Origin of the sequence: Oryzifoliimicrobium ureilyticum (assembly GCF_037199735.1) — a bacterium.
Taxonomy (GTDB): domain Bacteria; phylum Pseudomonadota; class Alphaproteobacteria; order Rhizobiales; family Rhizobiaceae; genus Rhizobium; species Rhizobium ureilyticus.
Genome location: NZ_JBBBVQ010000013.1, coordinates 37,805 through 52,394, shown reverse-complemented (window position 1 = coordinate 52,394; position 14,590 = coordinate 37,805). Strand labels below are relative to the sequence as shown.

Annotated in this window: 11 protein-coding genes and 1 pseudogene; 5 read left to right on the top strand and 7 right to left on the bottom strand. The window is 52.4% G+C overall.

The window, feature by feature from the left end; all coding sequences use genetic code 11:
• Positions 1 to 91 precede the first annotated feature (91 nt).
• From VQ830_RS17650 to VQ830_RS17635, 4 genes are all read right to left on the bottom strand, one after another.
• Positions 92 to 1,300, bottom strand: coding sequence for an acyl-CoA dehydrogenase family protein (locus tag VQ830_RS17650; RefSeq protein WP_337269463.1), 1,209 nt, complete (start codon positions 1,298 to 1,300; stop codon positions 92 to 94).
• Positions 1,301 to 1,402: 102 nt separating this feature from the next.
• Positions 1,403 to 2,701, bottom strand: coding sequence for a glycosyltransferase (locus VQ830_RS17645; protein ID WP_337269462.1), 1,299 nt, complete (start codon positions 2,699 to 2,701; stop codon positions 1,403 to 1,405).
• A 439-nt stretch (positions 2,702 to 3,140) separates the two neighbouring features.
• A complete protein-coding gene (locus VQ830_RS17640) occupies positions 3,141 to 4,037 on the bottom strand; it encodes an alpha/beta fold hydrolase (protein WP_337269461.1) in 897 nt (298 codons plus the stop codon).
• Between the two features lie 181 nt (positions 4,038 to 4,218).
• Positions 4,219 to 4,500, bottom strand: a complete 282-nt coding sequence (locus VQ830_RS17635; RefSeq protein WP_337269460.1) for a hypothetical protein — start codon at positions 4,498 to 4,500, stop codon at positions 4,219 to 4,221.
• Between the two features lie 224 nt (positions 4,501 to 4,724).
• Between VQ830_RS17635 and VQ830_RS17630 the strand changes: the two genes are divergently transcribed.
• Positions 4,725 to 6,029, top strand: coding sequence for a condensation domain-containing protein (locus tag VQ830_RS17630; RefSeq protein WP_337269459.1), 1,305 nt, complete (start codon positions 4,725 to 4,727; stop codon positions 6,027 to 6,029).
• A gap of 388 nt (positions 6,030 to 6,417) precedes the next feature.
• Here the strand turns inward: VQ830_RS17630 and VQ830_RS17625 are convergent, their stop codons facing one another.
• Both VQ830_RS17625 and VQ830_RS17620 read right to left on the bottom strand, forming a co-directional pair.
• The gene (locus tag VQ830_RS17625) at positions 6,418 to 6,852 is read right to left on the bottom strand and encodes an isoprenylcysteine carboxylmethyltransferase family protein (RefSeq protein ID WP_337269458.1); all 435 of its coding nucleotides are present in this window, start codon (positions 6,850 to 6,852) and stop codon (positions 6,418 to 6,420) included.
• A 121-nt stretch (positions 6,853 to 6,973) separates the two neighbouring features.
• Positions 6,974 to 7,846 carry a helix-turn-helix transcriptional regulator gene (locus tag VQ830_RS17620; protein WP_337269457.1) on the bottom strand — a complete coding sequence of 291 codons (873 nt, stop codon included), beginning with the start codon at positions 7,844 to 7,846 and terminating at the stop codon, positions 6,974 to 6,976.
• 262 nt (positions 7,847 to 8,108) lie between these two features.
• On the opposite strand from VQ830_RS17620, the gene VQ830_RS17615 reads away from it, so the two are divergent.
• The 3 genes and pseudogenes from VQ830_RS17615 to VQ830_RS17605 form a co-directional block, all read left to right on the top strand.
• Positions 8,109 to 8,930, top strand: coding sequence for an alpha/beta fold hydrolase (locus VQ830_RS17615; RefSeq protein WP_337269456.1), 822 nt, complete (start codon positions 8,109 to 8,111; stop codon positions 8,928 to 8,930).
• A 296-nt stretch (positions 8,931 to 9,226) separates the two neighbouring features.
• Positions 9,227 to 10,102 (top strand): alpha/beta fold hydrolase, encoded by an 876-nt coding sequence (locus tag VQ830_RS17610; RefSeq protein WP_337269455.1) that lies wholly within the window; start codon positions 9,227 to 9,229, stop codon positions 10,100 to 10,102.
• A gap of 649 nt (positions 10,103 to 10,751) precedes the next feature.
• Positions 10,752 to 10,871: pseudogene (locus VQ830_RS17605) on the top strand (IS3 family transposase); the annotation flags it as partial.
• Between the two features lie 1,029 nt (positions 10,872 to 11,900).
• Here the strand turns inward: VQ830_RS17605 and VQ830_RS17600 are convergent.
• Positions 11,901 to 12,647: a response regulator gene (locus VQ830_RS17600; RefSeq protein ID WP_337269454.1), complete on the bottom strand. Its 747-nt coding sequence runs from the start codon at positions 12,645 to 12,647 to the stop codon at positions 11,901 to 11,903.
• 718 nt (positions 12,648 to 13,365) lie between these two features.
• Here VQ830_RS17600 and VQ830_RS17595 point away from each other — a divergent pair.
• Positions 13,366 to 14,553 carry a cytochrome P450 gene (locus VQ830_RS17595; protein WP_337269453.1) on the top strand — a complete coding sequence of 396 codons (1,188 nt, stop codon included), beginning with the start codon at positions 13,366 to 13,368 and terminating at the stop codon, positions 14,551 to 14,553.
• The last annotated feature ends 37 nt before the right edge of the window (positions 14,554 to 14,590 follow it).

Below are 14,590 nucleotides of genomic sequence, written 5' to 3'. Positions count from 1 at the left end.
CGACCTGCCGAGGTTGAAGTCGACGGCTGGCCATCCTTTATCCGAATGGATACACGCCCCTTGCCGCACAATCGGAGCCTTCGCTAACGATTTATCCGAGAACCCAGCTCTGCGGGCTTTTCCCACTCTGGACGCGGCCAAAGAGCTCGAAGTTTGTGGTCGTGTTCAAGCCTCCGTGGAGACTCGCGACCTTTGCATTTCGCCAAACTGCTCCAAGCGGATTATCCAGTTGTGCCATGGAGCCGCCACACGCCGTAGCGAGGAGATCGATCGCCTCCCATAGGATTTGGTTGACGAAACCGGCATCGCGCATGATGCGCGCTTTGGTGAGATGGTTTACGGCAGTTCTGCGAGACGCCATGTCACCGAGAATTTTGACGTTTCGTTGCAAGATCGTTTCCGCCGTATCGATCTTCGTTGCAGCTTCAGCAAACTGAAGATGAGTGATTGGTGCATCGTCTTGGCGGTTATAGATGGTGAAGGGAATAGCGCGACGAGAGGATGTCGAGAGAGCAAACTCCAATGCCGCTTTTGCCATGCCAAGTGAAGGAAAAAGCAGCTTCATCGACAGAAACGGCATCAGCGGCAATCGATAAAGCGGATGGTTTTCCAGGTGAGTGGATGCGTATTCACCTTTCAGTCCACTTGCGAGGGAGACGGTCTGATCCTTGGGTATAAAGGCTTGCTCAACAACAATCGTTGTGCTTCCGCTACCCCTCAGTCCGAATGTATCCCAATCCCCGAGGGCCAAGCATTTTTCTGCAGGAAGAAGAGCCGCCAGATTGTCGATCACGGCGCCGTCTTCGTTCTGAACGGGAAAGCCTAGCAAGTTCCAGTGCGCGTGGAAAAAGCCACTGTTAAAGCTCCATTCGCCCTTCTCAATGAGATAGCCTCCGTGAAGCTGACGCGCTTTGATTCTGCGCGGTGACAATACGGTGGCTATTCGCGCGCCTCGCGTTCTGAGAATTTCCTGGGAAACGTCGGGCGGGAAGAGAGCCGCCAGAAGCCACGGCGCTCCACTCAATATTCCGAGTGTCCAGGCGACAGCACCATCTCCCCGTGCGATTTCGACAAGAACATCCATATATGTTTGGAGATCAACCTCCAGGCCCCCGTCGGTCCTTGGAACAAGAAGATCAAACAGACCTCCTTTGTCCATCTCCGAAATCGTTTCCTCCGGAAGTCTGCCGAGCTCACTTGTTTCGGCGCTCCTTTGGCGCAGAACAGACACAAGTGCATGGGCAGTTTCCACTGGATCCAGTTGGGCGTTCATATGAGAGTTACGGGTTTGCAATGTCATCGGCTCTATCCTTCTCAACGGGCCGTCTTTCAAAGGCGACAAGCCTTTACTTGAGTTGCCTACGGCTCGTCGCACCATGTTCTTTGCTTCCGGTCAGACCGATCAGTAAGTTTTTCGCTCAGTTGACGGGCCATGTGTGAGGTCTTTGACGATGTCCAAGATTGCCGATCGCGAATCAAAGGACGAAAATTCCTTGGCAAGACTTGAGGCGTGGGCACGGTATTCCGGTTCCCCCAAAACTGTCAGAACGGCCTCACGAATGTCTGTTGCTTCCGGAGCATTGGTCTTCAGATCGATGCCGGCACCCGACCAAGTCACACGCGCATTGACGTCTGCTTTGTCTTCCGTCAGCCCGGCGGTGACCAACGGGATACCAAAGCTCAAGGCCTGATTGACCGTGCCGTAACCGCCATTCGTCACGAGCACATCTACTTTGGGAAGTAGCCACTCGAAGGGGAGATAGGTTGCCGCGCGCACATTTTCATAATGCGGCCCCGGGATGGCCTCTAGAGGACGACCTCCTGTCGTGACGACAACAAGGACGTCAGGCCTGTTGGCCAAGGCGGCTAGCGTCGGTGCGACCAGCAAGTTTAGATCATTGTTGGCAACGGTACCTTGAGTCACGAGAACAACCTTACGACTTCCATCAAGATCGCTTGACCAGGGCGGCAGTGGTGCCTGATCAGGGATAATTGGAAGCGCTCCGACGAAGTGGACGGACCGAGGTAGTTTCATTGGAAATTCAAAGCCAGGGACCGTCAGTTGCAGAAACGCATCGGGCAGTTCCACCATGGCATTAAACAAAGAGGTCTGAAGAGGACCAATGCCCAGTTCCCGCAGTCTCTGCGCGATAGGATGCTCGAATTGAACGTTAAATTTCTGGGCAATATCTGCATATCGTTTGCGTTCCACATGATCTTGCGCCGGCGGAAGTCCGATAAAAGGAGGTGATCCATCCTCTCGCTGCGAATGAAGGATGGACGTCCCACACAAAATAACGGGCGGTCGAGTGGATTTGCTTCTCAAGATGATCGGCAGGAGACCAAACATCATGCTATCGCCGATGATCAGATCCGCTGAGAAATCTTTCAATGCCTCCAAGATCTTCGCGTGCTGAGCCGGCGCAAGCTCGATAAAGCGGCGTTGGATTGCAACCCGTAACCGCTGCACACCTGGGGGTGTTCTCTTCAGTTCATCTGTGACTTCAGTGGATTGCATCTGGTTGACATCTGCGGCCGCTCCGAACTCTCGGAACGCCGCCCCAGCTCTTTCGACCAGATCCTTGAAGTCGCTGCCGGAAAGACAAAGAATATCATGGCCTTCCGCAACCAAAATGCGGGCAATCGACAGAAGCGGACTGAGATGGCCTGCCAAGGGGGATGCGACCAGGAAAACTTTCATTGGAACCTCACCATGCTCATGAGAGACAGCAACGACGCTGCCGCGAATTGATGATGAAGACTTGGCGGATATGATTACGATCACATGTGGAAAACTCTTGGAATTCCTACAACTGTCACAGGAAGCTTGCCTGACGAGGAGGTCACAGCTCTGAAGCGGACGGCGCCGCTGAGGCTTCTTAACTGCTGTGTGTTGCTGCAGTCGAAAGCCGGTGTCGGCTGGTCGCTAGGTTCAGGAAACAGTATTTGTTTGGAGAAGAACGCCGCTGAATTCAGGGCAATACCTTGCGAGAGCCGGCTTAAATAATCGATCGATCAACGCAATGGTCATGGCTCTGCCAAAATAACAGGCCCGTGAAATAGGATCGTGCTTCTAGATGCGTGGTCATTGCGATCTGTGCAAGTGACATTTGTCTGTGCACTGTGAGTAAATCAAAAAGCTAGTTTCGCTCCAGAAACTCTTTGATCAGTTGGAGTAGCTTTTTGGGGTTCTCCAAGAAAGCAAAATGCGATCCGCCATCATTGGCGGCGAAAATGAAGGTCTCAGAACCACTAATCATTTCGCCGATCTCGACCATGGCCTGCCAAGGTGCGATGCTGCCTTGAGCGCCTATGACGAGGGTCGGCACATCGATGCGCCGGATCACGTCAGTCCAATCTTTGAAAACATGATCATAAAGAAGCCTGCCTGCCAGGTCGCGCGGCATCAGCAGATTTTGTGCCAACAGTTGGTCGAAAGCAACCGGGGGGAAGACATCGCTCGTCATTGCCTTCAAAAGACCGGATGTCAATGCGACACCGTCGAGCCCGCGGAGACCTTGTATGAACTCAAGAGCTTGTTGCGCCGAGAACATCGGTGCGGCCTTGCCATCTTCATTGGTTGATGCATGTGGTTCGGCTACCAGCGCGCGAGGCTGATCGACGAGAACGAGATTTCTGATCCTCGAACTGCTATAGAGCTCCAGGTAAGACCAGATGATCGCGCACCCCATTGAGTGCCCAATCAGCGTGATATCGTCCCACCCTTCGGAGTTCAGCACCGCCTGCAAATCTGCTGCGAGCCGACTAATGCGATAGCCATGCATCGGTTTTGAACTCGCTCCATGGCCTCGCATATCGATCGCCGTGACTTTATTCGTATCAGACAAATCGGCCACGTACTCGGTCCATTGATCAGCTGTTTGCGACCAGCCAGGCAAAATCACGATAGGGCGGCCGGAACCAGCCTCGATAACACGCAGCAATACATCTGGCTCGACTTTGATATACCTCGTATCTCGCAAAGAGGCTCTTTTCTCGGGAGAGTGGCCTGAAATCGCCGCTTCACTAAAAGGCATTGGAACCCTCATATCGTTGCAGGTGCGCGGTCGGAAATTGAGAACTGCGTGTTACAAAGAAATTGCAAACGCGTATTTTTCCGCGTCATCTGCAACGGATCGTACTAAGGGCTAAAGCCTCTCTTGGGACTGCCAGTACTGAGTTGCTTTCGACGACAACTGCGCTGCTCAACTTCTGGAGCTAATTGCCGAAGCCAGCTTCTTCCGACGGCCGATTGATCGCGCTCGCGGGGTTCGAACCAATTGGCTCATAAGCTTCAGCCGCCTTCGAAAAGCCGTGCAGGAGATATTTGCCGACAGATAAGAGAAACGACAAAAGACGATCGCCACTGCGTTGAGGCAAGACCTCTTCAGAACGCGCAGGTCTGCCGAATGTCTCAAGGGCAAACGCAGTGAGTTCGCCGTCAACGGCTGCTAGACGCAGATAGCTGCATGGCAAATTATACGGGTCAGTTTCTTCCATCCTATGTGTGGCTCCAACGACGATATGTCCTTGCAGCTCTGATGTTTAAAGATTGTTCGAAGGTTTCATCAGCCGGATATTCCGTTGCAAACAAAACAAACTGCTGGAGAGCGACTTATATTGCCATTGGCCAAGACGAACTTCATTTGAAACCAAGTTCGCTGCGCTGAAATCGTCGAGCCAAACGGTTCGTTCATTCCTCCAAGCAAATCATTGGAGGCGAAATGCAACACGATTTATCTTTGGCTGGCCGTCGCTCTGGAGAACATGTCCGGAGTATGGGCGCTCATGAGCGACTTCTTTACCTTTATTCAAAGCTCCACCACCGTCACTTTTGCATGGTCGGCGAGATCTCCGGTAGCTTCGCAGAAGACAATCTGCAAGATGCATTCGACAGAGCCCAGGACCGTCATCCTCAGCTTTGGCTGGCAGTTCAGGATGGCGAGACCGGCCCTCGCTTCATTACCCATATGAGACGCATACCCCTCCAGATCGAAACGAGCGATAGCAGCCAAGGCTGGAAGTCTATTGTCGAGAAGCAGCTCGCAACGCCGTTCAATCCTTGGATTGGTCCTCTTGTCAGAGCGATCGTCCTCAAGGAAAAGGCAGGCATCGGCCGTTGGACAGTCATCCTGACCTTTCATCACGCAATAGCAGATGGCCTGTCCGCGGTCGCCTTCTTGAAGGATATCGTCGCTGCATTGAACGGCGTACGCCTTCACAAGGCGCAACAACGGGACTCCATTGAGGAACTCGTTGGCAAGGAAATGATGGTGACAGATGCCATGGCTGGCGTGCCACTGCCAAACGTCGACCTCGCCACGATCAAAGCAATTGCTTCACGGCCTTTATGGAGGGCGTTTGACAGCGATAATCCGAAGGTTTGCTCTCTCGACTTTCCTGGAGAACTAACAACTTACCTCATCAACGAGATTAGATATAAGGGCGTCACTTTTCAAAGCGCTCTTTGCGCTGCCATCGCCATCGCCAACTGCCGTGACGTCAGCTCAACCTCCTACTCGGTCTTATCGCCTATCAATATCAGATCGATGGCCAAGGTCGACACGACCGAAATTGGACTGTTCATTGCAGCCGCCTCTCTCAAAATCGATGCCGTCAATGAGATCCCATTCTGGTCGCTCGCCAGGCGGTACAAGGAATGGCTTTCCTCCTCGCGATCTCCCAAAAGCTTGATCGGAAGTCTTCAACTGGTGGAATCTGCTTTGCCGCAGACAGCAAATGCTGAGATTGCCTGTGGCTTGGTGGGTGCGGTCGCTTATGATGCGTCTGTCTCTAACCTCGGTGTTGTGGATGTGCTTTCAGCAGGTTCGAAAGCAAGATTGGAAAGTCTCTGGGGGCCAATGGTTCTTGGAAGGATTCGCAACGAAAGAATGTTTGGAGCGGTGACCTATGCTGGTCATCTGCGTCTCACAGAAACTAGGCCGGCCCATATTCCAGAAAGTCTGCCCAGAGTGGTTGAAATCCTGGAGAAGGCTTGTTCGACATCGACGGGTGGCGCTGATGCATAGCCCATTCATTCCTGCCGTTTCGCGCTCGTTCAGGGTTTGTTTGAGGCGATTGCGCGTCCGTTCCTCACAGCGTTTTCCCAAAAGGCGCGTTGGTGATGCCGACATCGACAGAGGCGCAAAGGATGTAGCTTGGAATGACCAACGCATCATCGTCGTGTGCCCATGTTATACACCCGATGAGCTCAGGAGATGCTTGCTATTGGCCTCAGCCAGAAATGTCACTTACGAAGTCTGGTTTCCAGAAAGAGAGGCGGGAAGGGCTAGACCATCGTCTAACGAAACATCGATCCGCTACCTTGACCTAGAACTCAGTGTTGCAAGTCACCTCGTCGTCGAATGGCGGATCGATTGATTGTTCAGACTTTCATGCAAGTTTAAAATCCGACGCTTAGTAGCCCGGAAAGCGCGTATTCATCTCGCGCTCTTCCTGGCGGATGCGGATTGTAAGTGGAATCGCATAAACGAGCATCCCAATAACCAGTGTGATGTGGGCATTGAGAATGAGCGCAAAACCAACCAGCTCGGGTATGATGTTGAGGAAATAGTTGGGGTGCCGGAACCAACGAAAAAGTGGGTGCGTGATCAGCTCGTGATCTTTTGCAATAAGGAGTTTCACCGTCCATAAGCGGCCCAGCAATCTGATCACCGTAATGAGCATAATTACGCCTAAGCCATAGAGGCAGACGCCAATCCAGAAGCCAATGTTTAAATCATGGGAGCGGAAAGAGCCTTCCACAATCGCTGCTAAATAGTAGAAGATATGAGCGATCGCCAGTACGAGCGTATTGCGTTTGCCAATTTCGATAGCACCCGCTTGCTTCATGGCTGCCTCGTGACGGACCGAGATAGCAAGCGAGATAAGGCGAAACAAAACTGCTGCGCCGCAGAAAATAATGAAACCTGTAGGCAAGGATAACCTCTGAGATGAGCATGGAAGGAAGTGTTTAGCCTGTCGGCAGGCTCGGCGCCGGAGCATCGACTGCCCTAAATTGGCCGGGTGTCGCACCCATGATGCTTTTGAATACGCGCGTTAAATGTGCTTGATCGGCGAACCCGGTCGCAGCCGCGACCTCGGCAATGGGATGATCGTGGCAGATGAGGTTATAGGCTTTTCTTATCCTCGCCTGCGTTCGATAGGCGTGCGGCGTAAGACCGGTCGCCTTTTCAAAAGCACGTAAAATCCTGAAAGGCGGTAGACCGACGAGACGAGCCAGCTTTTCAAGGCTGATCTTTTTTCCCAGATCCTCCGTCAGGATGTCACGTGCAAGGCGCACCGCCATCGGTTCACCCGCTTCCGGCAGTTCGGGTTCGCCCTTCCAATGATGTAGCAACATCCTCGCAATCAACGTAACGGCCCGCGACTGCAGATCGAGTGGATCGCCTCGTGCTTCGCTCCGCACGTGCAGCGCAGTCAATTCATTGGCGAGAAAAGCGTCTTGAACAACTGGACTCCGAAACCGAGGCAGCACATTCCGGCTGCTGTTCGGCCGCAGATTGGTCGCAACCCGCAGAATGGTGTCGGGATGCAGATGGATCGTTCGAAAAAGCCATCGCCGTCCACCCAATGCGGCACCTCTATAGACCTCTTCGCTGTTGACGATGGCAATAGAGCCCGCCCTCGCCACTGCCGACCGATCGCGTGTCTCGAGTGAAAGCGCGCCCGCGCTGACAACGCCTATCAGAAGTTCTTCGTGCGAATGCCAGGGATATATGTGCCCGATGTAGTCGCCCCGCAGAAATCTTGCTCGATCCAAATCTTTGGATGACCAAACACGCACGCGACTTTGCGAAGGAGATAGATGTTTATGCTCAGCCATAAGGGACACTCGATTTTCACGCCCAGCATAACACCAATAACGCGAGAAGCGGGATGCAAAATTATTCAATACGCTGCATTTAAGAAATGTCATTTCAACATGACGCATTGCGATCAAACTGAGCTTTCGCCCGCGCATTAGAAGCGTCCGAAGCCACACCCTTTTTCCAGAACGACATGCGAAGCCGCGAGAACGCGGCCGGCCTGCAAACAAGGCTTCCGTTGCGTCCTCATACTCCCACGTCTGAACCAGGAAGCACAAAATGACCCTTACAAAAACGAAACTTCAGCTACGCGATTCAAGCATGAGCATTCTTGATATCGGCTCAGGACCTGCTCTGCTGCTCGCGCATGGATGGCTTTGCGACAGCCAGACCTGGTCAGCACAGGTCGATGCCTTGTCCCGCGATTATCGCGTTATTGTCCCGGATATGTGGGGACATGGTCTATCCGGAGCCATGCCCCCTTCAACAACGTCGCTCTCAGATATTGCCTCTCAACACCAAGAGCTTCTGGATATAATGGGGGTGGATCGCGTTTGCATTGTTGGGCACTCGATGGGGGCGATGTGGGGCGCCGAGCTTGCAATCATAGACCCACAGCGCATTTCTGGGCTCGTTATCGTGGCCTCCTCGCTTGCCGCCGAGCCGGAGCCGTCCAAGGCATCTTTTTTGGCGGTTGTCGACCAAATTGCCGAGCAGCAGGGTTTGCCCGAAGAATTTGCATCATCTCTTCTGTGGATGTTTTATTCGGAGAAGTTTCGGCTGCAACATCCAGATCGTCTAAGGCTGCATCAGCACCAACTCGTCAACTGGCCTCGGGACCGGATTGACGATAGCGTCGTTCCAATCGGCCGTATGATATTCAACCGACGCGATGTAACAAGCGAAATCAACGCGTTAAAAATCCCGATGTTGACCATGGCAGGTTCCGCAGATCAAGCTCTGTCAATCGACAGGGTAATCCGAATGGCCCAGTCGATCGGCAGCCCGAGCATCTCGATCGAAGGTGCGGGACATATGCTCGCAGATGAGGCGCCGGCTCCGGTAACTTCATACATTAGGGATCTGATGGAGACGCTCTAGATGGTCGAATTTTCCTGGTCTCAGAGAACCGTAAATTTCTGGAGCAAAGCCTTCTTTTCCTGTCTGCTGACCTGCGTATCCTATACACCTCAGAGGTGTCCTCTTGAGGGCTCCGTCGCATCCTCATGAAAGAACACAGCACGATCCCAACAATGGCGAGGCCTGTTCTATAAGGTATATTAATCCCGCTATCTATCTGATTACCTTTGTAACATCGCGCATTATCAAGATTGCCATCGCTGAATCACAGGCCATAGACTGGCGCCGTAACTCCCATTGCATCGGAAGGGCATAGTATGAGTCTGCAACCTGGAGAATATGGCGCTTTTTTAAATGGCGTTGAAATCAATTACACAGTGGAGGGGAAAGGACCACTTTTATTTGCGGTTGCTTCAGGATGGGGCGTTGGGTCTGGACACATTCGGAAAGGCCTGGAGCCCCTGACCGCAAACTTCACACTCGTCTGCGTGACACCGCGAGGAAGTGGACGATCATCAAGGCCCGCCGACGAGACAGCAATGGGGTCATCTACCATGGCCGACGATCTCGATCATCTTCGCAGGCACCTTGGTCTCGGTCAGATCGACCTCTTTGGTCATTCGAACGGTGCCGCCATTGCACTGTCCTACGCCGCCAGATATCCCCGTCATTGTCGCAAGTTGGTGCTTGCCGATAGTCAATTGATCGGGTTTTCGGCCCATCAGGCGACAATGGACATTCTGGAAAGACGAAAGGGTGATCCACGTTTTACCAAGGCTCTCGAACTCATGCCAGGGAGGGCCTCACTTGCTTGCGATGACAAGGCGGTCACTGATTTCCTCATTGCGACTTTCCCGTTATATTTCTTTCGTCCCGAAAAAAACATGGCAAAGACGGTCGAGACGTTTGATTTGCCGATCGAGTCGTGGGCTGCTTTCAAGCAGCGTGCCGCAGACAGCGAGCCGTCAGCAACACAACTTCATTTGCCGCCGCTTGTTGAAGCTGAAACGCTGATCCTTGTTGGAAGGGAAGATCTTCAATGTCCGGTTGAGACATCCGAACGCATAGCCTCGGGCATTTCCAATGCAAAGCTGATCATCTTGGAGGAATGCGGGCATATTCCTTGGGCAGAGCAACCAGACATCTTTTTCTCAGAAATCCGCGACTTCCTTTCCTCCTCACATTGTCCATGACTTAGTCCGGCTATCAAGATGCAAGGCAACGTCAGAAGGACGCTGATGTCAAAGCCTTCGTCCGGTCTTTCTCACCTATGAACTTCGATACCGAACAGCAGGCCGGACATGGCTCTTCCGCATGTCAGTCGGGCCACGGGTGACGCGATCACATTACGTTCAATCGAAAAGCGATAAAAATTGCCGGCAATGAAGGAATAAAATCTGAAGCGGAATGTCTACGGGAATAAGGACATGTTTTGCTCTGGGAAAGAGACGCGATGATCTGCGATCTTAGAATTGAAGAGAGCCTGTTTGGTTCAGGCGGGTGCGTCTTGCCAAACAACGACCGGCCGACGCGGCTGAGGCTCAGTCGAACGTTTACAATAAAGAAGGTGACGCGAGACGGGCCTGAATGCAGTTTTGTCCCCAGCATGCAGATGCCCCCTGCCTCATTAACGGCAGCAATGCTTTCTCGCCGAACCTGTTCGCGTTTAGCGTCTCGCAGAGTGGGGATTGGGCAAGCAATATGACAAACCCCTGCATCGAGAGTAGCCCCTTGACTGCAGGTGGTCATGAGGGAACTAGCAACGGTAGGAATCCAAAAGACGGGAACAGCCTTCGGCCATCTTCCGCTATATTTCCGAAGAAAGGCGAAGGTGTTCATAAGGTCGAGTTGTCCGACGCGGCACGCATTCGTTATCTGGAAGAAGAAAACGTCAGATTGAAAAAGTTACTCGCAGAGCAAATGCTGGATATTGCCGCTCTTCGTGAACTTCTTGGTACAAAGTGGTGAAGCATCTTTGGCCGTGAAGATGCATGACGGAAGGAAATTGCCTTCTATCATGTAAGGATCGCTTGTTTCGCGCAAGCTGGATTCCGCAGTGCGACCTGATCTTATAGGTTTCCCTCTCCGGCCGCAGAGGTCGGACGAGGCGATCATTTCCCTTTCGGATATTATATATATCAAGCACGTCAACCGAACAGTGGCTCTCTGCCGAGGTGCGCGCAAATCCGGCAAAAGAATAAGCCTTGGATTCTTGTTATCCATTACTCAGCCATCAGCAGGTTGCACCTGAAAGACTTCACTTATGGATGTAGCGCATCGCGTTCCGCCGATCATCAAATTGAAGCGCCTCCCCACGATCCTTCTCAAGTCAAAAATGAAAACAATGTGATTGGAGCCCATCGTGAAAACGTATCAGCCGTCAACTGATGGAAACGTCGTTCAAGTCTTTTCAAAGCCGAAACCATCCGCCGGGAGACAACCTTCACCCGTCCAGGCAACAGGGATCGATAGGAGAGCAAGGCGGCGTTCCGTTCTTTCTCGCTTGATTGGATCAATCTTTGGAGCGAGCCGCTCTTCGAAGTTGAATCGTCATCCCTACGAGCTCTCTGAATATCTTCAAAAGGACATCGGGCTCAAAGATTTTGCATTAGGAAGCGTCAAGGAAGGCGATACGGACTATAGTGAATACGCGAGACCGCATATCGAAGCGCTTCGACATACGACGGAATATAGCCGATACCAGCTTTATCGCTGATGAACCTGCACTCCCGTCGCGCATTCTGTACCTTTTTCAGTCGATGGACTGAGAGGGCGAAATGATCGTTCCAGGGAGGTGCACCCTTGTTTTGGATTGGTGCGTTCGATTGAACGTGCCGACAATTCAGGTCACTATGGATGATCCAGAACAAAGCGCCTGTGGGACCCGCCTACAGGCGGAAAGATTCGCTCAAGTTTTGGCCTTGAATGAGGGGTGGAAGCGTCAAGGAAGATGTTCAGCTTCAGGCAGACCATGCCTCGCCCGCTGCTGTGTTATTTTTTGATGCCTTGGGTAGTAAAAGAAGCGCGGACAGCCTGTTCGGTAACGACATCTGCATCAAAGTAATAGCCAAATCCGCGCTCTGTTTTTATGAGATTGCTTTTGGGGTCGTGGGTCGAAAGTTTGCGCCTCAACCGGAGGATCAGGACGTCGATGCTCCTGTCGAATACCTCCTCCTGATGGACCCGACTTGCAGTCAGTAACTGCTCGCGAGACAGCACCTGCTTTGGCGCCGTTAGGAACGCGACGAGCAAGTTAAATTCGCCAGCGGTGAGTTTTACCTCTAGGCCGTCCGCAGCCGTGAGCTGGCGGCGCTTAACGCTGAGGGTCCAACCGTTGAAGTGAAATGACTTCCGCTCCCGATTAAGGTTTGCTTTAGGTCGCTCCCTGAGCGCTGTGCGGACACGAGCCAAAAACTCTCGCATGCCAAAAGGTTTGGTGATGTAATCCATTGCCCCCAGTTCGAGACCAACGACCTTATCAGCTTCTTCGAGTCGATCCCCGCTTATGATAATGACGGGGCAATCTGACTTACTAGAAAGTTGACGTACCAGTTCTAACCCGTCTTCTTGACCGAGGTTTAGATCGACGATTACGAGATCAATAGGTTCCGTTGCTAAAACTCTGGTCATGCTCTGGCCATCCGAAACCGTTGTGACCTTGAGGGCGAATTTCGTAAGATAATCGGACAGAAGGCTTCTGATAGCGCTGTCATCATCGACAATAAGAACGTGCTTCAAGTACGACCCTCGTTAAAAGTCAGTCTGGGATGCTCAGGTTCTGTTCGATAGTTTGATCCGAAAGCTCTCTCGACTCATGGATGACACTGCGGAAATATATCTTCCGGAAGATTTTATATGCTCCATCAAGCTGCCATCTTCGTTGATGTTCTGCTTGACAAGGCAACTCTGCTCAGCTGGGCTCAGACGAAGCGCCCGCCATAGGACCCTTTCGCGTGAACGGATGACGCGGCGGAGCCGTCCTGCGTGCATATCCAAGGAAAACGGGTTTTTATTGAAGAATATTGCAAGCCGGAGCATTTTATAGGTTTTTCATAATCTGTTCCGTGGTGCGTTTTCAGCCTGAGATCTGCAGTGCCACGATGCTACTAAAAGCTGTATTTGTTCCCGGCAGCTACCTCACTCTATGAAGGAAAAGGATGCAGCGGTGAGGTGATACGCAGTTCGGCTCGTGCTGCGTGTCCATGATCAGAGGGTCGCGCGTGCATAACAATTGAAACGAAATGCACCGCGGCTGTAATCGTGGCCTTATCTCAAATGCTCACGATCCTCCCATGTGAAAACCGATTGTAGAATGGATCGGATTGCGGTGTGTGAGCGATGGATTGACGAGATAGAGACGCTGTAACCGCTGCTAGCAACTGACGGTTATAGATTGTGTCCCCAATCATGCTCATGCCTTCGCAGATCGCGTTCCGCTGCAAGCAGGAGACGTGTGATGCCTAGAACGATTGAAGTTATCTCAAGAGACAGACTGCATGTTTCAGCACCTGAGGTCTATGCAGAGTGGAGAGAAAAGGCCCCGGTCATTCAAGTCGACAACGGAGCTTACCTCGTTTTACGGCAAGCAGATATGGTTGCTTTACTCAACGACCAACAAACGCGACAAGCTGAGGCTGATTTCCTGGACATGCGCGGTGTTGGCGAGGGTCCGCTGCGTGACTTCTTTGAAAACATCCTGCTCTTATCAAATGGCGACAAACACAAACGTCGTCGGGCTCCACTTGCCAGAACATTCGCCTTCAAAGCGATCACCGCTCTGAGACCAAGGATAAGGCAGATCGTCGACGACCTCTTATCCGAGCTCCTGCATTTTCATGAAATCGAGATGACAAAGACTTTTTCTTCGGTCTTGCCTGCGCGCGTCATTGCCGACATGATTGGCCTACCTGAAAGCGATATCCCGGAGTTCACGTCAACTGCATATAAGGTTGCCAAAGCCTTTTCGGGCAGCTGGGGGGTGGAAGACCTTCCAGATATAGAAAACGCTGTTGTGGCTCTTGAGCGATATGTGGAGATTGCTTGCGCCTCCCGCGATAAGACTGCCGATACTTTTCTCAACTCCTATCTTCGTGAAGTCGAACAATCATCAGATCTGTGCCATGAAGAAATGATCGCGCAGTTGATGGCGCTGGTCCTCGGGGGTAGTGACACGACACGAGCGGCCCTCACAATACAATTGGCTTTGCTTCTGGAACATCGCGATCAATGGGTTGAGCTTGTTTGCGCGCCAGAACTTGTCGCCTCGGCGGTGGCAGAAAGCTTGCGATATGAACCCTCCGTAGCGTCGCTGCCACGCGTCGGTCTGCGAGATCTAGACTTGGATGATTGTATTATTCCGTCAGGAAAACCGATCTCTCTCGTGACAATGTCGGCTATGCGGGATCCGCAAGCTCATGTTCTGCCTGATCAATTCGACATCCATCGACCGCAAGAGAAATGGCACTGGGTGTTCGGCGGCGGCGCTCATCGCTGCCTCGGCGAAGCGCTGGCGCGCACCGAGCTTGAAGAGGCTCTTCACGGCCTTATAAGAACAATGCCGAAGGTTGAAAAAGCCGGGCCGAACCTGGTGGTAAAGGGCTTCAGCGGCATCAGATCCGTCGAACCCTTTGTGATTGCCTGGTGAGCGGCTGGCATAGAACAAGCGGATGAGGCGACGCCGT